The following is a 20,580-nucleotide window of genomic DNA, read 5'->3' on the forward strand; positions in this document are numbered from 1 at the left end:
CGGACCGCTCGACTTCCGGCAGTGGCCCACCGCCCGACGCAGGGGTGCCCGGCCGGACACGCGCAGCGATGCGGGGGTCACTGGATCGCGCTGCCCGCGACCCAGTCGTTCCACGACATGTTCCAGTCGCTGAGGCCGTTGTCCGGGGCCGGCGTGGTCGTGTCACCGGAGTTCTTGACGATCACGACGTCGCCGATCATCGAGTTGTCGAAGAACCAGGCGGCCGGCAGCGTGTCGTCCCCGCCGCCCCTGAGGTCCTTCAGGCCCACACAGCCATGGCTGGTGTTGACCTTGCCGAAGACCGAGTCGGCGCTCCAGTAGTTGCCGTGGATGAACGTGCCCGAGTCGGTCAGGCGCATGGCGTGCGGCACGGCCTGGATGTCGTACGCCGGCTTGCCGTCCTTGTTCGTGAGACCGACGGTCGAGGCGTTCATGTGGATCTGCCGGTACTTCTCGGAGATGACCATCTGACCGTTGTACGTCGGGTGCTCGGGGCTGCCGGACGAGATCGGGACGGTCCTGATCGTCTTGCCGTCCCGTACGACGGTCATCTGCCTGGTCCTGGCGTCGACCGTGCTGACCTGGCTCCGGCCGATCTTCAACGTGACCGTCTTCTGCACACCGTGGACGTTCATCCGCACGGTGACGGTGGAGCCGGGCTTCCAGTAGCTCTTCGGGCGGAAGTCCAGGCGGTGGCCGTTGAACCAGTGACCGACGACCTGCTGGCCGCTGCTGGAGCTGACCTGGATCTCCGACTGTACGGCGGCCTTGTCGCCGATCGCCTTGTCGAAGGTGAAGCTCACCGGCATGCCGACGCCGACGGTCGAGCCGTTCTCGGGGGTGAGGTGCCCGAGGAAGTCGTTGGCCGGGGAGACCGTGGTGATCGTCGCGTTCTCGGTGACGGCGCGCCCCTTGGCGTCCTTGGCCTCCGCGGCGACCTGGTACCTGGTGGCCCGCTGCAGCGGTCCGGTGGCCTTCCAGGACGGGCCGTCCGCGGACAGCCTGCCCGGAACCTCGGTGCCGGCCGCGACCGCGGTCATGGTCACCTTGGTGAGCTTGCCGTTGCCGACGGTGACCTTGACGGGGCTGTGTATTCCGACGTTGTGGACACCAGACCCGGGCGTGATCACTATGCGGGCGTCGGAGGTCTCCTGGGCGGAGGACTGGGCCGTCGGCGCCTGCGGTGCCGGGTGGTTCCCTGTGCCGTTTCCGCCGGTGGCAGCGCTGCTGGTGCCACCGAGGGCGGTGAGGGCGACTACGCCGCCCAGTGCGCCGGCCGCAGCCACCATCCCGGTACGTCGTTTACCTGCCGTGATCAAACGCTTCTCCCATGCCACTGGTCCTGGTTCCCTGGAGCAGGTCGCCCACAGGGAGCAACCAGCAATGAAACCACCCATAGGCGTCGATCCATATGGAAACGTCCAATTTGTGGCGAAGGGCACGTCTTCAAGTGCCGGTCCGGCTCTGTGACTCTGCGCAAGCACTCGCCTGCGTCCGCCGACCGCAGTCGGACCTGGACACCGCCAGACGCTGCGCGCGGACCGACCGGCCCGAACGGGTGCTCCGCCTGCCATGGCCGAACACCGCGCCGGTCTCGTCGCCCCTTACCGCGAGCACCTGCGCAGACGCGTGCCGAGGATTCCGCCGTCCCCGTCCGGTGCCCCTGCATGCGGCGGGGGCGATGGTCGCACTGACCGGGATCACGGTCGTGTTCGAGTGGGTCGCGGTCATCGCCAGGACGCCTCCCGTGTCGTCGACGGTATGGGCACCGGTGCTGGTCAGCGGGCTGGTCGTCGACTCCGTGCTCACCACGGCGACGGCGGTGCCGTTCGTGCGAGGCCGTCGAGGGCGCGGTCCGGCCGGTCCTTGGCGCCACGACTTGGCCCGGCGACGCCGTCTTCGCCTGCGGACGGATTCCCGCATTGCAGCGCCGGGTCGGTCCGGACGCCGCGGACCGGGTGCGCCGCCGGGCGTCGACGGTGTTCGCCGGGCTGAGCACGCAGGCCGCGGCGGCCGTCACCGGCGCACAGGCCGTCGGCGAACGCTGGACGGACCCGCTGCTCATCGCCTCCATGCTGATCGTCGTGGCGACGTCCGACATCACCTTCTGCGTGATCAGCAACGCGGTCGCGGGATTCATCGCCCGGCCGGAGCGCACCCGGCCCCGCCGTATCGCCGAGATGTCCGGCGCCGCCGGATGCGTCGCGATCGGTGCGGCGACGGCGTTCCGCGACGCGCTGCGGCCGATGTCCGGGTCGGGATCGCTGACTACCGTGCCCGCTTCGGCCGCTCTCACACTCGGCGCGGGTTTCGCCGCCTCTCTGGTCACGGCCGCGTTCCTGCTCGCCTGCTTCCCGTTCGGCTCCTCCGGCTCGCGCCGCCGCCACTCGCCTTCGGCGACCGGACGACCGTCCGTGAAAGGCGTGACATGCACTGCTCCCCCCGACGAGCCCGGCCGCCGCCTGCCGTGGCCGGCGAGACCAGATGTCCGCGGTGTCCGAGTCAGGAGGAGGCGGACGAGCCGGGGGCCGGTGGTGGCGGCGCGGTCCGGGACGGGGGCGCGTCCGTGTCCCCCACGCCCGCCCCTCTCAGCAGGTGGCGCGCCACGACGCGTGCGCCCTCGTCGCCCACGAGGATCGTGTAGTGGTTGGTGCCGGGGACGAGCCGCGTTCGCACCCGCGCCGGATCCAGGGCCGCGGCGGCGAGGCGCTGTTCGTCGTAGAGGCCCTGCGGCTCGTCCATCAGGCCGCGTTCGGCCCACAGCAGCACGGCCGGGCGGGGGAGCCGGTGGACGGCGCCGGACACCGCCCCGCCGAGCTGGTCGACACCGTCGGTGCGGACCGCCTCGATCCGGCAGGAGGACCGCAGTACGGGCTCCTCCCCCACCAGGTCGCGCTGGATGTACGCGTCCACCCACGGCGACCACGCGGCGCGGAACGCCGGGTGCTCCTGCCAGAACTCGCGGTAGGCCCGCCGGTCCGGGAAGGTCATCGACAGCCGCCGCATGGCCGGGCCGATCACGGAGGTGATCAGTTCGTCGGGGTCCAGACCCTCCGGGACGGGGAAGCCCACGCCGCCGTCGACCAGCAGCAGCGCGGAGAGCAGGTCCGGGTGGCGCACCGCGGTGAGCGCCGCGGCGAAGGCCCCCATGGAGTGACCGGTCAGCACCACCCGCCCCAGGCCCAGCGTGTCCGCCACGGCGGCCATGTCGTCGGCGTGCGCCGCGATGCCGTACGGGCCGGGCAGCGTGCCGCTCGCGCCGCGGCCGCGCAGGTCGGGCGCGACCAGGGTGGCCCGGCCCGCCAGGTGGTGGGCGACCCGGGCCCAGGACAGGCCGTTGGCGGTGATGCCGTGCAGGGCCAGCACCACCGGCGCGCCCGGGTCGGCCGCCGGCCAGCGCAGGACGGCCAGCTCACCGCCGGGCACCGGCACCCGCAGTTCCTCCGGCGGCACTGGGGCGCCGCCCGGTTCCCCGGCTGAGGCGACACCGGCCCTCTCCTCGGAGGCGGGTGTGCCGGCGGCCCGGTATTCCGTCGCCTCGTGCTCGTCGCTCGTTGCTCGGTTCACGGGTTGGCCGCCTCCTTGCGGGCTGTGGTGGTGCGTGCGGCGCGCAGCCGCGCCGGCAGCCGGGCCATGCCGCCGGGCAGCAGGTATATCACCGCGACGAACAGCGCGCCGAGCAGGAACAGTGGCTGGGAGAGCGGTACCCGCAGCGCGGCGGGCAGGCCGGCGACGGCACCGGAGTTGGCCAGGTCGCCGAGCCGGTGGTCGGCCCAGGTGTAGAGGATGCCGCCGGCCATGGGGCCCCAGCGGGTGCCGGAGCCGCCCAGTACCACCATCACCAGCAGGGACAGGGTGAAGTCGGAGGTGGTGGTCCGCGGGGTGGCGCCGCCGGTCAGCAGCAGATAGACGATGCCGCCGAGCGCGGCCAGAGTGCCGGCGAGGACGAAGGCGGTCAGTTTGAAGCCGTAGGGGTGCAGGCCGAGCACTTCGACGCGGCGCTCGTTCTCCTTGATGCCCTCCCAGACCCGCCCGGTGGGTGAGCGGACCGCCCAGTCGACGACGAGCAGCACCACTACGAGGTAGGCCAGCGCGATCCAGTACAGGTCGGCGGTGTGTTCGATGCCGACGAGGAAGGCGGGCATCTTGCCGGCGGGGGCGGCCCTGCCCTCCTCTCCGCCGGTGACGCCGCCGGGGTCACGCTGGACCAGGATCGAGCCGGCCTGCGCGAAGGCAAGCGTCACCATGGAGAATCCGATGCCGCCGACCCGCAGGCTGACCGCTCCCAGCAGGGCGGACAGCGCCACCCCGGCGAGCAGGCCGAGCAGTGCGGAGAGGGCGAACGGCAGGCCCGCCTCCAGCATCACGGTGTTGGTGACGTAGGTGCCGGCGGCGAAGTAGAGGGCGTGACCGAAGGAGAGCAGTCCGGTGCGGCCCAGCAGGAGGTCGTAGCCGGTGGCCAGGCCCCCGAAGAGCAGGCACAGCGCGAGGAGTTGGAGGTTGCCGGGGCTGCCGATGGGTCCGTCCAGCAGGCCGGGGAGCGGCAGAGCGCTGTAAGGGGCGATGAGCAGCAGCACCAGCGGCAGGGCCGGCCACCAGCGGGTGGCCCGGCGCAGCCGTTCGGTACGGCCTGCGCGGGGGTTCTCCGCCGTGCGGGTCTCGCCGCGCGGCTGGGTGGCGGTGGTCATGCGAGTCTCCCGGTGAGCCCACGCGGCCGGACGAGCAGCAGGGCGGCGAGCAGGACGACGACGGCGAGGTCGCCGAGTCCGGCACTGGTGTAGTAGTTGGCGAACTGCTGGACGAGGCCCACCGCGACCGAGGCGAGCGCGGCGCCGGTGAGCGAGCCCATGCCGCCCATCACGACGACCACGAAGGCGAAGATCAGCAGGGAGGTGCCCTGGCCGGGGTCGACCGAGCCGAAGTAGAGGCCGCCGACGGCACCGCCGAGGGCCGCCGCCGCACCGCCGATGGCGAAGACCAGCGTGAAGGCCTTGCGTACGTCGATGCCGAGCGCGGTGACCATGGCCCGGTCCTCGACGCCCGCGCGGACCACGAGGCCGTGCCGGGTGCGGCCGAGGAACAGCTTGAGCACGGCGAGGACCGCGAGGGCGGCGGCGATCAGCACCAGGCGGTTCAGCGGTACGTCGGCTCCCAGCAGCGCGAAGGTACCGGACAGCGCCTGCGGTCCGGGGAAGGGCCGGGCATCGGCGCCCCAGATCGCGGACAACAAGGCCGGTACGGCCAGTCCGATGCCGACCGTTGCAAGGATCTGCTCCCGGGGGCGCATGTACAGCGGGCGGATGACGGCGAGTTCGAGCAGGACCGCGGCCAGGGTGCCGACGGCGGTACCGAAGACCACCGCGAGGACGAAGCCGGCGCCTCCGCGTCCCGCGCCAGGCAGGTGCCCGGAGGCCGCCCACCAGGTGCCGTACGCGCCGATGCACATGAGGGCGCCGTGGGCGAAGTTGAGCACGTCCATCAGGCCGAAGATGAGGGAGAGGCCCGAGGCGACCAGGAAGTACAGTGCGCCCAGGCCGAGTCCGGTCAGGGTGAGCAGAACGATGGTGGACATCAGGCGTCCGCCTCCGTGGTCCGGGCGGCGGGGTGTGCCGCGGTGTGTGCTGGTGCGGCGGGGGACGGAGCGCGGGCCCCGGCATGCTCTTGGGCCCCCTGGCCGCCTGCTGCGCGGTGTCCGACACCGAGGAGGTTGCGGGTCGCCTCGGGGTCGGCGAGGAGATCGGTGGCGGGACCCTGGTGCGCGGTGCGGCCGTCCGCCAGCACCGCGCAGTGCCGGGCGAGGCGGCGCACCAGGGCGAGGTTCTGCTCCACGAGCAGTACGGGCACGGCCTCGGCCGCACGTTCCAGCACCTGGGCGACCTCGGTGACGACCTTGGGCGCCAGGCCCTTGGTGGGTTCGTCGGCGATGATCAGCCGGTTGCCGTTGAGGAGGGTGCGGGCGATGGCGACCATCTGCTGCTGGCCGCCGGAGAGGGTGCCGGCGGCCTGCCGGGCGCGCTGCTTGAGCTCGGGGAAGAGTTCGTGCACCAGGCCGTAGGCGGGTTCGCCGGCTCCGGGGCGCTCGGCCAGGCGCAGGTTCTCGGCCACGGTGAGGGCGGCGAAGACACCCCGGTCCTCGGGGGCGTAGCCCACGCCGCGGCACACCAGGGCGTGGGTGGGGAGGCGTACCGTCTCCTTTCCGGCAAGCACGACGCTGCCGGTGCGCGGGACGAGACCGAGGATGCCGCGCACGGTGGTGGTCTTGCCGGCGCCGTTGCGGCCGAGCAGTGCGGTGGTTCCGCCGGCCGCCACGTCGAGGTCGACGCCGTGCAGGATGTGCCGGCCGCCGATGACGACGCGCAGGCCGCGCACGGTGAGCAGCGGTGCCGCCGGCGCGTTCGCGCGGGGTGCCGCGGGGGTGGTCACACCGCCTCCCCGAGGTAGGCCTGCTGCACGGTGGGGTCGGCCATCACGGCCTTGGGCGTGTCCAGGGCGAGCAGCGTGCCGTGGTGCATGACGGCGAGCCGGTCGGCCAGGCCCAGCAGGATGTCCATGTGGTGCTCGACCATGAGTACCGTGCGGCCCTCTTCGCGGTGCAGCGAGCGGATCAGCTCGGTCAGGGCGGGCACCTCCTCGGCGCTCACGCCCGCCATGGGTTCGTCCAGCAGCATCAGCCGGGGTTCGCCGACGAGCAGGACCGCGAGCTCCAGTTTGCGTTTCTCGCCGTGCGAGAGGGAGTCGGCGGGGGTGTCGGCGCGGTGGGCCAGTTCGGTGCGTGCCAGCACGCGGGTGACCGGCTCGGCGTAGGTGTCGGCGCGCCGCCAGACGCGGTACGAGCCGCCTCCGGCCGCTTGGGCGGCCAGCCGCACGTGCTCGGCGACCGTCATGCCCGGCCACAGGCTGGAGGTCTGGAAGGTGCGTCCCAGGCCGCGGCGGGCGCGGGCGTAGGCGGCCTCCGTGGTGATGTCGGTGGCGTCCAGCTCGATCGTGCCGCGCGTGGCCGGGTTGAGGCCGCTGATCAAGTTGAACAGGGAGGACTTCCCGGCGCCGTTGGGGCCGATGAATGCCAGGAACTCGCCTTCGTGGACGTCGAAGGTGACGGAGTCGACGATGGTGGCGCCGCCGACGCTCCAGCCGACGTCTCGCAGTGCGAGGACGGGTGCGGGCGCCGGCGGGGCGGCGGCCTCACCGGCGGCCGGGGCCCCGCCGGCGCGCGGCGGCGCCGTGTTCGGATCGGTCATCGGTTCAGCCCGCCGCCTTCTTCACGGGAGGTGCGACCGCCGCCCTCTCCACGCTGTCGACCAGTTGCGGTTCCGCGGCGGCGCCCGCGCCCTTCAGCTTCGCCGTGAACATGGGCTGGAGCAGGGCGTGGTCCTCGGCGCGGATCTGCTCCCTGCCCTTGGGTCCGTCGAAGCTCCAGCCCTCCAGCGCCTTGACCATGGCGGAGGTGTCGGTGGCGCTGCCGGATTCGATGGCGTGGACGACCATCTGGGCGGCGGTGAAGCCGTCGGGGCTGAACAGGTCGGGGGTGCCGCCGGCCTTGGTGATGCCGTCGAGCATCGCCTTCTCCACCGGGTTGCCGCCGCCGGCGCCCGGGAAGTAGTGGGCGAGGAAGGACACCTTGGCGCCCGCCGCACCGAAGACCGGGTACGAGGCGGTGCCGGCGAGCCCGGTGACGACCTTTCCGGTGTCGAGCACGCCCTGCTGGTTCAGCGCGGTCCACAGCGCGGGTGCGGTGGCGCCCGCCCAGGCGACGAACACCAGGTCGGGCTTGCCCGCCTCGGTCTGGCGGGCGAACGGGGTGAGGTCGGTGGCGCTCGGCGGAGCCAGCACGGAGCCGACCCGCGCGCCCTTCGCGCCGAGCACGGCCTTCACCGCGGCCACGTTGGCCTGCCCGAACGCCGAGTTCTGGGCCAGCACGGTGACCTTCTTGCCCTTCGGGTCGCCGAGCAGCGAGCCGGCGGTCAGGGTGTCCTGATAGGACTGGCGGCCGGAGCGGAAGGTGTAGGTGTTGATTCCGGTGAGCGCGTCGGTGGCGGCGGGGCCGCTGACGTACAGCACCTTGTTCTGCTCGGCCAGCGGCGCCATCTGCAGGGCCACTCCGGAGTCGGTGGTCCCGGCGATGATCTTGTAGCCCTTGCCGACGAGTGTCTTGGTCGCGGCCACCGCCTTCGCCGGGTCGCCCGCGTCGTCCTGCTCGGTGACCTCGATCGGGTGACCGCCGGCCTTGCCGGTGCCGTGCGTGGCGTAGGCGAGACCCGCCTTGAAGCCCTGTTCGTACTGCTTGCCGTAGGTGGCCAGCAGCCCGCTGCGGGAGTAGACCAGACCGACCTCGACCGGGCCGGACGCCTTGTCGCCGGCGGAGGCGGTGCCGGCGGTGCCGGCCGAGGAGCAGCCGGTGACCAGGGCGCCCGCCGCGACGAGCGCGAGGATCGGCACCGATCTGCTTCTGACGGTGCCCGGAGTGTGAGAACGCATGATGGCCGGCTCCTGAGAGGTGTCGCCCGCACGCGGCGGTCCGGGCGCCCTCTTCCGTCGAGGAGCGGCGTTCCGCAGTCCGCGGCGATGCGATCGCGGTGGGTGGTTGGCCGGAACGATAGGAGCGCTGTGCGACGGACGGCATGGTGTCGACCACCGTTGATGGAAGCGCAGTCATGGTGATGGCACACATGGCCGGGAACGGCGCCTGCCGCAAAGGTGAGGGCCACCGGTCTCCCCCGCCAGTCGGGCGGTGACCTGTCCGGCAGACAGAACGGATCCCCGACGGGGAAGGGAACAGCATGGACAAGGTGGTGGACTCGGCCGCACAGGCGGTGGCGGACGTCCCCGACGGCGCGGTGCTCGCTGTGGGCGGTTTCGGCCTGTGCGGCATCCCGTCGACGCTGATCGGCGCGCTCGTCGAGGCCGGTACGTCCGGTCTGCGGGTGGTCTCGAACAACTGCGGCGTGGACGACTGGGGGCTGGGCCTGCTGCTGAGAGCGGGCCGGATCGCCCGGATGACCTCCTCCTACGTCGGCGAGAACAAGGAGTTCGCCCGCCAGTACCTCGCCGGTGAGCTGGAGGTGGAACTGACGCCGCAGGGCACACTGGCCGAGCGGCTGCGGGCCGGCGGTGCGGGCATCCCGGCGTTCTACACACCGGCCGGCGTGGGCACGCAGGTCGAGTCAGGCGGCCTGCCCTGGCGCTACGCCCCCGACGGCAGCGTCGCGGTGGCCTCGCCGCCCAAGGAGGTGCGGGAGTTCGGCGGTCGCCTCCATGTGCTGGAGGAGGCCGTCACGGCCGACTTCGGGCTGGTTCGGGCCGAGGCCGCCGACCGGCACGGCAACTGCGTCTTCCACGCGGCGGCACGCAACTTCAACCCGCTGTGCGCGATGGCGGGGCGGTTCACCGTGGTCGAGGCCGAACGCATCGTCGAGGCGGGCGAGTTGCCGCCGGACGCCGTCCACCTGCCGGGTGTCTACGTGGACCGGGTGGTCGCCGCCGACCCGTCGCTGGACAAGCGTATCGAGCGGCGTACCGTGCGTCCGGCGCGGGCCGCCTCCGCGGGCGGCGACGCTCACAGCGGTACGACCGCCAAGCGCCCCGCCGCCACCACCGCCACCGCCACCGCCACCGCCACCGCCACCGCCACCGAGGAGAACTGACGATGCCGCTCGACCGGGACCAGCTCGCCGCCCGTGCCGCGCGGGAACTGCGTGACGGCCAGTACGTCAACCTGGGCATCGGCCTGCCCACGCTCATCCCCGATCACCTGCCCGAGGGTGTGCACGTGGTGCTGCACTCGGAGAACGGCATCCTGGGGGTCGGCCCCTACCCGTACGCCGGCGAGGAGCACCCTGATCTGGTCAACGCCGGGAAGGAGACGGTGACCACCGTTCCCGGGACGTCGTATTTCGACTCGGCGTTCTCGTTCGGCATGATCAGGGCCGGCCGGATCGACGTGTCGGTGCTCGGCGGCATGCAGGTGTCGGCCGGTGGCGACCTGGCCAACTGGATGATCCCGGGGAAGATGGTCAAGGGGATGGGCGGGGCGATGGACCTGGTCCACGGCGCGCGCCGGCTGATCGTGGTCATGGAGCACACAGCCAAGGACGGGTCGCCCAAGATCGTCGAGGAGCTGACCCTGCCCGCCACGGGCCGCCACGCCGTCCACCGGATCATCACCGACCTGGCCGTCATCGACGTGACTCCCGGGGGACTGCGGCTGGTTGAGACCGCTCCCGGCGTCACGGAGGAAGAGGTCGCGGCCGCCACTGCCGCCCCGCTTCTGGTCCAGGACCGTGCGGCCGGGGATCAGCCGGTGCGCGCGTAGGCGTCTCGTCCGTTCGACGGAGCGCGGCCTGTCCGACCGAGCACGGCCTGCGCGGTCCGACAGGGCTGCGCCGCGGCGGGCTTCCTCACAGGCCCCGCCACGAGGCGTGTCCTAGGTGTCGGTCGCTCCACAGCAGGTGCAGTCGCAGGGCGAGTTGCAGTTCCAGGGCTTGCTCGGGGCTGTTCCAGTCGGGTCCCAGCAGCGCCTGGACGCGGTCCAGCCGCTGCACGACCGTGTTGACGTGCACGTGCAGCTCTTCCTTGGCCCGGGTCAGGCTTCCGCCGCAGCCGAAGTAGGCGTGCAGGGTGCGGACCAGCTGGGTGCCGCGCTGGGCGTCGTACTCCAGCAGCGGCCCGAGAGCGGCCTGGACGAACCCCTCCACGTCGTGGTCCTTGCCCAGCAGCACGCCGAGGAAGCCGAGTTCGGCCGCGCACGCGCCGGTGCCGTCACGGGCGAGGACCCGCAGGGCGCGCAGACAGCGCGCCGCCTCGGCGTAAGCGTCCGCGATCGCCCTCGGCCCGGCGGCGGGCCCGGCGCCGGCCACCGTGACCGGGGCGCCGATCAGTTGGGTGAGCTGTCCGGCGGCAGCACGGGCGGCCTCGCCCGGCCCGTCGCCGTCATGGGGAAGCAGCATCACCACCGTGCCGGCGTGTTCGGTGGTGACACTGCCGCTGCCGAACACGTACTGCAGGGCGGCGCCCGCGAGCCGCTCCCGGACCGCGGCACCGGCCTCGGCGACCACCAGCAGATGGGGCCGGTTCAGTTCGACGCCCAGACGACGGCCACGGTCCACGAGGCCGACGGGGTCCCGGTCGGGTGCGTTGAGCAGATCGGTCATCAGGTCGCCCCGGACCCGGTTCTCGGTCTCGGCGACCGAGCGCCGCAGCAGGAGCAGCAGTGCCGTGACCACACCGCTGCGCTCGAACAGGCGCCTGTCGGGGCCGTCCAGGTCCGGCCGGCCGTGCAGCGCCAGGCTGCCCAGCAGCTCCTGCCCTGCCAGTACCGCGCACACCCAGCGTCCGTCGCGCAGCACCGCGTGAGCCGTGGCGCGCGACTCCTCGGCGGCGGCCACCAGCGAGGCGGCCGTGCGGGCGTCGCTCCCCTGGCCCCCGGCTCCCGCGCCTCCGCCGCCCGGGCCGCCGTCACGGACGGTCGCGGTGAGCGGCCATCCGGCGCTGTCGTGGACGGTGACCTCCCCCTGCAGCAGACCGGCGACAGCGGCAGCCACCTCCGGGACGTCACCGCCGCGCAGCACCAGGTCGGTGAGCCGGTCGTGGGACTCCTCGGCCCGCTGCACGGCCGCGGAGTGCTCGCGGATCACGGCGTTGGCCTCGGCCAGTTCGGCCAGCGCGGCGCGTGCGTCGGCCATGGCCTTCGCGGTGTCGATGGCGATGGCGGCGTGGTCGGCCAGCGAGCACAACAGGGCGACCTCGTCGGGCGAGAAGGTCCGGGGCGCGCGGTCGGCGGCGAAGAGCGCGCCGATGACCTTGCCGCCGCTGCCGGACCCCAGCAGCAGCGGCACGCCCAGGATGGCGACCAGACCCTCGTCCAGGACACCGGCGTCGATGCTGCCGGTGTGGCGGAAGCGCTCGTCGGTGCGGTAGTCCGGCGAGGCGTAGGGGCGCGCGGTCTGCGCGACCAGCCCGCCCAGGCCCTCGCCGAGCTGGAGCCGCAGGTTCTGGAACAGCTCGGACACCGAGCCGTCGGTGACCCGCATGTAGGTGTCCCCTGCCGCCTCGTCGGGGAGGGTGAGGTAGGCGGTGTCGGTGCCGAGCAGCATCCGGGCACGCCGGACGATCGAGCGCAGTACGGCGTCCAGGTCGCGCAGTGCCGCGAGGTCGCCGGCGGTGTCGAAAAGGGCGGTCAGCTCCGCCTCCCGCCGCCGGTGCTGGCGCAGTGTGCCGCGCACGCGCAGCGCCGCGGCGGCGGCCTGCTCGACCTCCGTGACGTCCCGGGGATCGGCGCCGCCGCGGCGCGCCGCGGTGACGACGGCGCCGAAGTCGCCGGGCGGGGCGTCCGCGGCGAGGAGTTCGAACAGCCGACGCAGGTGGAAGGCTATGGACGGGGTCTTGTCTGGCATGGGCGGACCGTCGGTGGGGAGTTGGCGGGGATGTGACGTGAAAGGACGTCCGGGTGCCTGACCGGACGGACGCAGTCCCTGGTCAGGCACCCGGCCCTCGGCTGTCAGCCGGCAGGGGACGTCTGCCGGTCCGCGGCGGCCCGTGGGGTGTCCTCGTCCGGTTCGACGGCGGCCAGGTCGCTGCCTCGGGTCTCCCGGGCGACGGCGACGGCGACGACGGTGATCACGGCGGACAGGGCGACGTAGACCGAGATCGGGACGGAGCTGCCGTAGGAGCCGAGCAGCGCTGTGGCGATCAGCGGGGCGGGCGCGCCGGCGGCCACTGAGGAGAGCTGGGCGCCGATGGAGGCGCCGGTGTAGCGCATCCGGGTGGCGAACAGTTCGGAGAAGAAGGCCGCCTGCGGTGCGTACATGGCGCTGTGGAAGACGAGGCCGACGGTGACGGCCAGGACGAGTGCGGGGAAGGACTTGGTGTCCAGCAGGCCGAAGAAGGCCCAGGACCATGCGCCGACGCCGACCGCGCCCACCAGGTAGACCGGCTTGCGGCCGACCTTGTCGGAGAGGGCGCCGAACAGCGGGATCAGGCAGAACTGCACGGCGGAGCCGATCAGGACCGCGTTGAGGGCGGTCTGCTTGCCGATGTGGAGGTGCTCGACGCAGTAGGTGAGGACGAAGGCGGTGATCACGTAGTAGGAGATGTTCTCGGCCATCCGGGCGCCCATCGCGACCAGGACGTCGCGCCAGTGGTGGCGCAGCACGGCGACGAAGGGCAGTTGGTCCTTCTTCTGCCGGGCCTCGCGCTGCTCGGCCTTGGCCAGTGCCTCTTTGAACAGGGGCGACTCGTCGACGGACAGCCGGATCCACAGCCCGATCATGACCAGCACCGCGGAGAGCAGGAACGGCACGCGCCAGCCCCAGGAGTCGAAGGCGTCGTCGCTGAGCGTTCCGGTCATCAGGGACAGGACGCCGACGGCGACCAGGTTGCCTGCCGGGGCGCCGCCCTGTGGCCAGGACGCCCAGAATCCGCGCCGCCGGGCGTCGCCGTGCTCGGACACCAGCAGCACCGCGCCGCCCCACTCGCCGCCGAGCGCGAAGCCCTGGACCAGCCGCAGGGTGGTCAGCAGCAGCGGGGCGGCGACGCCTATGGTGTCGTAGCCGGGCACGCAGCCGATCAGCGCGGTGGAGCCGCCCATCATCAGCAGGCTGATCACCAGGAGCTTCTTGCGCCCGACGCGGTCGCCGAAGTGCCCGAACACCACGGCGCCGAGCGGCCGGGCGGCGAAGCCGATGGCGTAGGTGAGGAAGGAGAGCAGGGTCCCGGTCAGCGGATCGGAGTCGGGGAAGAACACGCGCCCGAAGACCAGGGCGGCGGCGGACCCGTAGAGGAAGTAGTCGTACCACTCGATGGTGGTGCCGATGAGGCTGGCCACGACGATCTTGGGCAGGCCGCCCGGTGTTCGCGGGGCGCCTGATTCGTTCACGACGTTGTGAGCGCTGGGCATGATGTCACCGTTTCGGAGTGAGGGATGAGCGGGCCCGGCCGAGGCGGGTGGAACCTGCCGGGAAAGGGGTGTGGCACTGGGGCCGGCGGACGGATGCTGTCCCGGTGATCCGCCCGCCGGAGTCGGGTGACGCCGCCGGCGGCTTGAAGGCCGCCCGGGCCGGGTCCGTCAGTGGGCCGTCCAGCCACCGTCCAGGGGAAGGGAGACGCCCGTGACGTATCCGCTGCGCTCGGTGCACAGCCACAGGGCCGCCGCGGCGACCTCGGCCGGTTCGATCAGCCGCTTGATCGCGGTGCGCTCGAGGAAGACCTTCTCCATCACCTCCGCCGCCGAGATGCCGTGGGCCACCGCCTGGTTGGCGATCTGGTCCTCCACCAGCGGGGTGCGGACATAGCCGGGGTTGATGCAGTTGCTGGTCACGCCGTGCGCGGCGCCCTCCAGGGCGACCACCTTGCTCAGCCCCTCCAGGGCGTGCTTCGCCGTGACGTACGCCGACTTGTAGGCGCTGGCCCGCAAACCGTGCACCGAGGAGATGTTGACCACCCGTCCCCATCCGCGGGCGTACATGTGCGGCAGGGTGCGTCGCAGGATCCGGAACGGCGCCTCCACCATCACTCGTTGTATCAGCGTGAAGCGCTCCGGCGGGAAGTCGTGGAGGGGAGCCACATGCTGCAGGCCCGCGTTGTTGACCACGATGTCGGCGTCGTCCGGCAGTGCGTCGACGGCGTCGGCGGCGGAGAGGTCGACGACCACAGCGGTGCCGCCGATCGCCTCCGCGACCTCCTTGGCGGCTTCCGCGGCCCGGTCCACGACATAGACCTCGGCGCCGGCCGACGCGAGACCCTCGGCGCAGGCCCGGCCGATTCCACTGGCGGCGCCCGTGACCAAGGCCTTGCGGCCGACGAGGAATCGGGTGGTGGCCGGGGCGGACGCGGCACCGGCGAGGGGCTCGGCGCACTGGGGCGAACTCTCCAGGGAGCTCTCGGTGCTTTCCATGGGGGAACACGGTAAGGAGGAACCCCAGGTCGAGACATGTGGGACGCAGACATATTTGCAAGGCGCGAGGTGGGTACCAGCGCCACGACTCAGGGGGCTGCGCTGCCGGAGCCGACGGCGGCCCGGCCGATCCGGTGCACGCGGGCCGTCCCCCGCATCCGGGGTAAGCGGGCCGTCCCCGCGTTCGCGGAGCCTTCCGCCTGGCACGACCAGCGTGCGCACACCATGTGTGCGCGCGCCACTCCCGGTGCCGTGCTGCTGGTCATCCCTGCCATGTCGCGGGCCGGCCGGCCGGTCGTACGGTCCGCTGTAAGCAAGCCGGAACGTCGCCTGCCGGGGCACGGCACCGCGCCCTGACAGGCAGGGGACGAGCCCGGTCGTCCGTGCGCGCCGCCGTGGCATGACGGCGTGCCCTCCCCCCACCCCCTTCATTGGAGCTGACCCATGCCATTCCCCTCCGTGCGCAAGGTTCTCAGGCGGGCCGCTGTGGCCGCCGCACTCGCCACCAGCGCCGCCGGCATGAGCCTCATGGCGCCCCTCGCCGGCACGGCCGCGGCCGCCGGCACCCTCCAGCAGGTCACCAGCTTCGGTTCGAACCCGGGCAACCTGGCGATGTACGAGTACGCCCCGGCCGGCCTGCCCGCCAACGCGCCGCTGGTCGTCGCCCTGCACGGCTGCACCCAGTCGGCGAGCGACTACCACGCCCACTCCGGCTGGCAGAAGTTCGCCGACCAGTGGGGCTTCGCCGTGGTCTACCCGCAGACCGGCTCGGCCAACAACAGCCTGTCCTGCTTCAGCTGGTTCGACTCGGCCAAGGACACCCGCGGCAGGGGCGAGGCGGCGTCGGTCAAGCAGATGGTCGACACCGCCGTGGCCCAGTACGGCTCCGACCGCAGCCGGATCTTCGTCACCGGTCTCTCCGCCGGCGGCGGCATGACAGCCGACCTGCTCGCCGACTACCCGGACGTGTTCGCCGGCGGCGCCGTCGACTCCGGACTTCCCGCCCAGTGCGCCACCACGCAGACCGCGGCCTCCGGCTGCCAGTACGGCAGCCAGAACCTCACCGCGAAACAGTGGGGCGACAAGGTCCGCAACTCCTACCCCGGCTACACCGGTCCGTGGCCGCGCGTCGCGATCTGGCAGGGCTCCTCCGACACCACCGTCGCCCCCGTCAACGGCACCGAACTGCGCGACCAGTGGACCGACGTGAGAGGCATCGGCCAGACACCGTCCGCCACCCGGGGCCTGCCCGGCAACACCACCGAGACCACCTACGACGACGCCACAGGCAAGCCCGCCGTCGCCCTCTTCACGATCTCCGGGATGGCCCACGGCCTCGCCGTCGACCCCGGTTCCGGCGCGGACCAGTGCGGCAGCACCGGCACGTACTACCTCGACACCGTCTGCTCCAGCTACCACACCGCGAAGTTCTGGGGCCTGGACAGCTCGGGCGGCGAAGGCTCGCTGCCGGCTCCTTCCGGAGTCTCGGTCACCTCGACGACCGACACCGGCACCTCACTGTCCTGGAACGCCGTGAGCGGCGCCGCCTCCTACAACGTCTACCGCAACGGCACCGAGGTCGCCTCGCCGACCGCGACCTCCTACACCGACACCGGGCTGTCCGCGGGCACGTCCTACAGCTACACCGTCGCCGCCGTCGACTCCGCCGGGGCCGTGGGCACCGCCTCCGCACCGGTCACCGCGACGACCAGCGGCTCCGCTCCCGCGCCCGCGTGCTACACCGCCGACAACTACGACCAGGTCAAGGCCGGCCGCGCCCACCAGAGCCTCGGCTACGTGTACGCCGACGGCTCCGACCAGAACATGGGCCTGTACACCCTGGCCGTCACCCACACCTTGAAGGAGACCGGCCCCGGATACTTCGTCATCGCCGACTCCGGCTGCTGAACGACAGACGGGCTGCCGGTCGCCCACGTGAACCGTCCGAGCCGCCCCTCGCTGGTGGCCACCGGCAGATCCGCCGGACCCACTGGCCGCAGCACGATGTCAGGGCCGCCCGCCGGCCGGGCGGCCGCCCCCGTACCGGTCAGCTGCCTTCCTGGCTGCGCGCATACCGTGATAGCCGCAGAACACCGCCCCCTCCGCGGTGAACAGGCCGTCGTACCCGAAGTCGGTCATGCCGTGCGGGGGTTCCTCCCCGGGCAGCAGCCGGGCGATGTCCACGACGTGCGTGGTCCGGTCCTGCCGGGCGCCCCTGCCCCGCCGGGGATGAAATCCAGCCGTTCCACCGGCCCCTCCGGTCCGCTTGGCCACGGGCCGACCCGGGAGAACAGGAAGACATATCAGCATATCCCGAGGCCGCACATTGACTGGAAAGCGTCTTTTTTCGCATTGCACCCGTAGAGATCATGGACGGGAATTATCTCAGGCACTTTGAATTCCTATTGTAGTTTTTCCGGTTTCCGGCGGTGCGGGGGATCATCGTGACGGACGAAGGCACCGAATTCGCAGGACAAAGCGCAGCCGCAGCCGGCTTCGAACGGCATTCCATGAATGCACCGGAGCGGAGCGCGGTCCTGTACCAGGGAACCGTGATCCGTTATGGGGAGCTGAACCGGCGGGCCGAGGCGATCGCCGCGCGCCTGGCGGCCGCCGGGGCCGGCCCCTCGACGCTGGTGGCGGTGGTCCTGCCGCGCGATCCCGGCCTCGTCGCCACCCTGTGTGCGGTGCTGAAACTGGGTGCCGTGTGCCTTCCCGCCGACCCCCGCTCCCCGGCCGGGCGACTGCGCGAGATGCTCGCCGGTGCGGCCCCCGATGTCCTCGTCACCACCCGTGCCGCCGCTCCGGAATTCATCGGCGACGCAACCGTCTGTTTCCTGGACGACGAGCCGCAGGCACCCCCCGTTGTCCCGTTGCGCCGTCCAGCACGGACCGCGCCGGAAAGCGCCTACATGCTTTATGCGGCACATCCCGGTGGAAGCACCGGTGATTCGGCAGTGTCGTACGCCGATTTGGCGCGCTATATCGACGATCCGGGCGCCGGGGTTCCGGCCGGGGCTGAGCTTCTCCACCTGATCGTGCCGCTCCTGTCCGGCAATCGTCTTGTGCTGGACACGGACGAGGTCGCACGCCGGCCGGTCGCCCATGAGGCGCCGCGCGACGTGGTGGAGGAGGTCGTGGCGCAGGTCTGGTGCGCCGTGCTGGGCGTGGACCGGGTCGGCGTGCGGGACCGCTTCTTCGACCTGGGCGGCAAGTCGCTGATGGCAGTCCAGGTGGTGGCGCGCCTGCGGAAGCTGCTCGGTGTCGAGCTGCCGCTGCGGGCCCTGTTCGACGCGCCGACGGTCGAGGAGCTGGCCGCCCGGGTGCGGGCCGAACAGGCCGGCGGTCAGGACGGCCGCGAGGAGCCGGCCTTCGGGCCGGTGGACCGGAGCGGGCCGCTGCCGCTGTCGTTCGCGCAGCAACGCCTCTGGTTCCTGAACCGGTTGATGCCCGACAGCGCCTTCTACACGCTGTGCGACGCCTTCCGCGTACGGGGACGGCTCGACCTGGACGCGCTGCGCCGGGCGCTGCGGATGCTGGTCGCACGGCATGAGACGCTGCGGACGGCGTTCGTCGAGCGGGACGGTGTGCCGTACCAGGTCATCGATGCCGCGGACGGCCCGGCCGCGCGGCGTGCGGCTGCCCTGACACGGGTCGAACTGACGGCGCTGCCGCTGGCCGAGCGGGAGGAGTCGGCGCGCGGGCTGGTGGCGGCGGAGGCGCAGACCCCGTTCCGGCTGGAGGACGGCGCGCTGCTGCGTGTGGTGGTGGCCCGGCTGGCGGACGACGAGCATCTGCTGGTGGTCACCACGCACCACATCGTCTCCGACGCATGGTCCGTGGGGGTGCTTGTCGAGGAACTCGGCCGGCTGTACCGCGAGTGCGTCACGGGCGCCCCCGCCGGACTTGCTCCGCTCGACGTCCAGTACGCCGACTTCGCCGTGTGGCAGCGGGACTGGATGAGCGGCGCGGTGCAGGAGGAGCAGCTCGCGTACTGGAAGCGGGCTTTGGACGGCGCGCCCTCGGTGCTGCGGCTGCCCGCGGATCATCCGCGTCCCGCCGTCCAGTCCGAGCGGGGCGAGACGGTCGAGTTCGCACTGCCCGAGGCGCTGGTCACCGCTCTGGAGGAGCTGAGCCGGGAGCAGGGCGTCACCCTGTTCATGACGCTGCTCGGCGCCTTCCAGGTACTGCTGGCGCGGCATGCCGGGCACGAGGACATCGTGGTCGGTGTGCCGGCGGCGGGGCGCACCCGCACCGAGACGGAACCCCTGATCGGTTTCTTCGTCAACACACTCCCCCTGCGCGTGACCTGCGCCGCCGGCCTGTCCTTCCGGGAACTCCTGGAGCAGGTGCGTGAGGCCGCGCTGGGCGCCTTCGCCCATCAGGACCTGCCTTTCGAAGCCCTGGTCGAGACGCTCGCACCCGAGCGGGACCTCAGCCACAACCCCCTCGTGCAGGTCACCTTCCAGCTGCTGAGCACGCCGGCGGCGCGGCCGGGACTGCCCGGGGCGGAGGTGGAGCGGTACCCGGTCCCCGAGTCCGTCTCCCAGTTCGACCTGTCCTTGGACATCAAGCGGACCGACGACGGATCTTACCGGGGGATCCTGAACTACTGCCCCGATCTGTTCGACCGTCCCCGTATGGACGTGCTGGCCGGCCACTATCTGACGTTGCTCGGGGCCGCTGCCGCGGACCCGGGCCACCCGATCGGCGAGCTGCCGCTGTCCGGCGAGGCCGAACGGCACATGCTCCTCGGCCGGTCCGGGCGAGCGGAGGAGGTGCCCGGCGGGCCGGCCGGTGTCCCCGAGCGGTTCGCGGACGTGGTGCGGGCGACGCCGGACGCGCCCGCTGTGGCGTACGGGGACACGAACCTCACGTTCGCCGGGCTGGACGCTCGGGTGGCATCGCTGGCACGGACGCTGACCGGCCTCGGGATCACCGCCGAGACGCCGGTCGCGGTGTGCCTGCCGCGCTCCGCCGACAGCGTCGTGGCGCTGCTGGCCGTGATGCGGGCGGGCGGCGTCTACGTGCCCATGGACGCCGTCCAGCACCGCTCCGTGAACCACCTCATCAGCACCCTGCAGACCACCTTCCTCGGCCACGACCCGTATCCCGCGGGCGTGCCGCGCGAGGGCAGGAAGCAGCGCGTGACCCTCACCGCGCCCTTCACGTTCGACGCGTCCGTGGAGCAGCTGAGCTGGATGCTGGCCGGGCACGAGCTGTTCATCGTGCCCGAGGACGTGCGCCGCGACCCCTCGGCCCTGGTCCGGTTCGTCCAGGAGCACCGGATCGACGTCATCGACACGACGTCGTCGCAGCTCGAACTCCTGCTGGACAGTGGGCTTCTGGAGGGATCATGGGCGCCGTCCATGGTCATGGTGGGCGGTGAGGCGGTCTCGCCGTCGCTGTGGCAGGCGCTGCGCGGCCAGCGGCGTACTCGCGTCTTCAACCTCTACGGTCCTACCGAAGCGACGGTCGACGCCACGTGCCACGACCTGTCCCGCCCCGTCGACATCCCCGTCATCGGCACCCCCCTGCCCGGAGTCCGCCTCCACGTCCTCGACGAACGACTGCGACCGGCACCCATCGGCGTTGCCGGAGAGATCTACCTCGGCGGCCCCGGACTCGCCCGCGGCTACGCCAACCGCCCCGCACTCACCGCACAGCGCTTCATCGCCGACCCCTACGCCGAC

At 72.2% G+C, this 20,580-nt stretch carries 14 protein-coding genes and 1 pseudogene; 4 read left to right on the forward strand and 11 right to left on the reverse strand.

All coding sequences use genetic code 11. The annotated features are described in order from the left end of the window. Positions 1 to 77: 77 nt before the first annotated feature. The 7 genes from IG64_RS34725 to IG64_RS34755 all read right to left on the reverse strand — a co-directional run bounded on the left by IG64_RS34725 (position 78) and on the right by IG64_RS34755 (position 8,475). Positions 78 to 1,289, reverse strand: a complete 1,212-nt coding sequence (locus IG64_RS34725; RefSeq protein ID WP_199811715.1) for a L,D-transpeptidase — start codon at positions 1,287 to 1,289, stop codon at positions 78 to 80. Positions 1,290 to 2,502: 1,213 nt separating this feature from the next. Then, positions 2,503 to 3,453, reverse strand: a complete 951-nt coding sequence (locus IG64_RS34730; protein WP_078884388.1) for an alpha/beta hydrolase — start codon at positions 3,451 to 3,453, stop codon at positions 2,503 to 2,505. Between the two features lie 110 nt (positions 3,454 to 3,563). Beyond that, on the reverse strand, positions 3,564 to 4,688 hold the full coding sequence (locus tag IG64_RS34735) for a branched-chain amino acid ABC transporter permease (protein WP_037863828.1): 1,125 nt from the start codon (positions 4,686 to 4,688) through the stop codon (positions 3,564 to 3,566). Next, complete coding sequence (locus tag IG64_RS34740) at positions 4,685 to 5,572, reverse strand: branched-chain amino acid ABC transporter permease (protein ID WP_037863830.1); 888 nt, start codon at positions 5,570 to 5,572, stop codon at positions 4,685 to 4,687. The genes IG64_RS34735 and IG64_RS34740 overlap by 4 nt, the downstream gene beginning before the upstream one ends. Next, positions 5,572 to 6,423: an ABC transporter ATP-binding protein gene (locus IG64_RS34745; RefSeq protein WP_051813689.1), complete on the reverse strand. Its 852-nt coding sequence runs from the start codon at positions 6,421 to 6,423 to the stop codon at positions 5,572 to 5,574. The genes IG64_RS34740 and IG64_RS34745 overlap by 1 nt, the downstream gene beginning before the upstream one ends. After that, positions 6,420 to 7,238, reverse strand: a complete 819-nt coding sequence (locus tag IG64_RS34750; RefSeq protein ID WP_037863832.1) for an ABC transporter ATP-binding protein — start codon at positions 7,236 to 7,238, stop codon at positions 6,420 to 6,422. The genes IG64_RS34745 and IG64_RS34750 overlap by 4 nt, the downstream gene beginning before the upstream one ends. A 4-nt stretch (positions 7,239 to 7,242) precedes the next feature. Continuing rightward, the gene (locus IG64_RS34755; protein WP_051813692.1) at positions 7,243 to 8,475 is read right to left on the reverse strand and encodes a substrate-binding domain-containing protein; all 1,233 of its coding nucleotides are present in this window, start codon (positions 8,473 to 8,475) and stop codon (positions 7,243 to 7,245) included. A gap of 302 nt (positions 8,476 to 8,777) precedes the next feature. Between IG64_RS34755 and IG64_RS34760 the strand changes: the two genes are divergently transcribed. Beyond that, entirely contained in the window at positions 8,778 to 9,641 is an 864-nt protein-coding gene (locus tag IG64_RS34760; protein ID WP_037863837.1) for a CoA transferase subunit A, read from the forward strand. A 2-nt stretch (positions 9,642 to 9,643) separates the two neighbouring features. Continuing rightward, the gene (locus tag IG64_RS34765; RefSeq protein WP_037863839.1) at positions 9,644 to 10,309 is read left to right on the forward strand and encodes a 3-oxoacid CoA-transferase subunit B; all 666 of its coding nucleotides are present in this window, start codon (positions 9,644 to 9,646) and stop codon (positions 10,307 to 10,309) included. A gap of 85 nt (positions 10,310 to 10,394) precedes the next feature. On the opposite strand, the gene IG64_RS34770 is transcribed toward IG64_RS34765, so the two are convergent. The 3 genes from IG64_RS34770 to IG64_RS34780 all read right to left on the reverse strand — a co-directional run bounded on the left by IG64_RS34770 (position 10,395) and on the right by IG64_RS34780 (position 14,887). After that, the gene (locus IG64_RS34770; protein ID WP_037863841.1) at positions 10,395 to 12,389 is read right to left on the reverse strand and encodes a helix-turn-helix domain-containing protein; all 1,995 of its coding nucleotides are present in this window, start codon (positions 12,387 to 12,389) and stop codon (positions 10,395 to 10,397) included. Between the two features lie 104 nt (positions 12,390 to 12,493). Then, complete coding sequence (locus IG64_RS34775) at positions 12,494 to 13,891, reverse strand: MFS transporter (protein WP_037863842.1); 1,398 nt, start codon at positions 13,889 to 13,891, stop codon at positions 12,494 to 12,496. 168 nt (positions 13,892 to 14,059) lie between these two features. Then, complete coding sequence (locus IG64_RS34780) at positions 14,060 to 14,887, reverse strand: 3-hydroxybutyrate dehydrogenase (RefSeq protein WP_037863844.1); 828 nt, start codon at positions 14,885 to 14,887, stop codon at positions 14,060 to 14,062. Between the two features lie 444 nt (positions 14,888 to 15,331). Here IG64_RS34780 and IG64_RS34790 point away from each other — a divergent pair, with 444 nt between their 5' ends. After that, a complete protein-coding gene (locus IG64_RS34790) occupies positions 15,332 to 16,795 on the forward strand; it encodes an alpha/beta hydrolase family esterase (RefSeq protein WP_037863851.1) in 1,464 nt (487 codons plus the stop codon). A 165-nt stretch (positions 16,796 to 16,960) separates the two neighbouring features. On the opposite strand, the pseudogene IG64_RS43400 reads toward IG64_RS34790, so the two are convergent. Then, positions 16,961 to 17,086: pseudogene (locus IG64_RS43400) on the reverse strand (hypothetical protein); the annotation flags it as partial. A gap of 245 nt (positions 17,087 to 17,331) precedes the next feature. On the opposite strand from IG64_RS43400, the gene IG64_RS34795 reads away from it, so the two are divergent. Then, positions 17,332 to 20,580 (forward strand): condensation domain-containing protein (locus tag IG64_RS34795; RefSeq protein ID WP_267883426.1); only part of this gene is annotated, 3,249 nt, incomplete at its 3' end.

This window comes from Streptomyces sp. NRRL S-340, assembly GCF_000720185.1.
In the GTDB taxonomy this organism is placed as follows: Bacteria; Actinomycetota; Actinomycetes; order Streptomycetales; family Streptomycetaceae; genus Streptomyces.

Excerpts from the sequence above, each read along its gene's own strand:
- IG64_RS34770 (WP_037863841.1), bottom strand. The coding sequence starts at position 12,389 with ATGCCAGACAAGACCCCGTCCATAGCCTTCCACCTGCGTCGGCTGTTC.
- IG64_RS34755 (WP_051813692.1), bottom strand. The coding sequence starts at position 8,475 with ATGCGTTCTCACACTCCGGGCACCGTCAGAAGCAGATCGGTGCCGATC.
- IG64_RS34740 (WP_037863830.1), bottom strand. The coding sequence starts at position 5,572 with ATGTCCACCATCGTTCTGCTCACCCTGACCGGACTCGGCCTGGGCGCA.
- IG64_RS34750 (WP_037863832.1), bottom strand. The coding sequence starts at position 7,238 with ATGACCGATCCGAACACGGCGCCGCCGCGCGCCGGCGGGGCCCCGGCC.
- IG64_RS34735 (WP_037863828.1), bottom strand. The coding sequence starts at position 4,688 with ATGACCACCGCCACCCAGCCGCGCGGCGAGACCCGCACGGCGGAGAAC.
- IG64_RS34775 (WP_037863842.1), bottom strand. The coding sequence starts at position 13,891 with ATGCCCAGCGCTCACAACGTCGTGAACGAATCAGGCGCCCCGCGAACA.
- IG64_RS34725 (WP_199811715.1), bottom strand. The coding sequence starts at position 1,289 with ATGGTGGCTGCGGCCGGCGCACTGGGCGGCGTAGTCGCCCTCACCGCC.
- IG64_RS34760 (WP_037863837.1), top strand. The coding sequence starts at position 8,778 with ATGGACAAGGTGGTGGACTCGGCCGCACAGGCGGTGGCGGACGTCCCC.
- IG64_RS34765 (WP_037863839.1), top strand. The coding sequence starts at position 9,644 with ATGCCGCTCGACCGGGACCAGCTCGCCGCCCGTGCCGCGCGGGAACTG.
- IG64_RS34790 (WP_037863851.1), top strand. The coding sequence starts at position 15,332 with ATGCCATTCCCCTCCGTGCGCAAGGTTCTCAGGCGGGCCGCTGTGGCC.
- IG64_RS34780 (WP_037863844.1), bottom strand. The coding sequence starts at position 14,887 with ATGGAAAGCACCGAGAGCTCCCTGGAGAGTTCGCCCCAGTGCGCCGAG.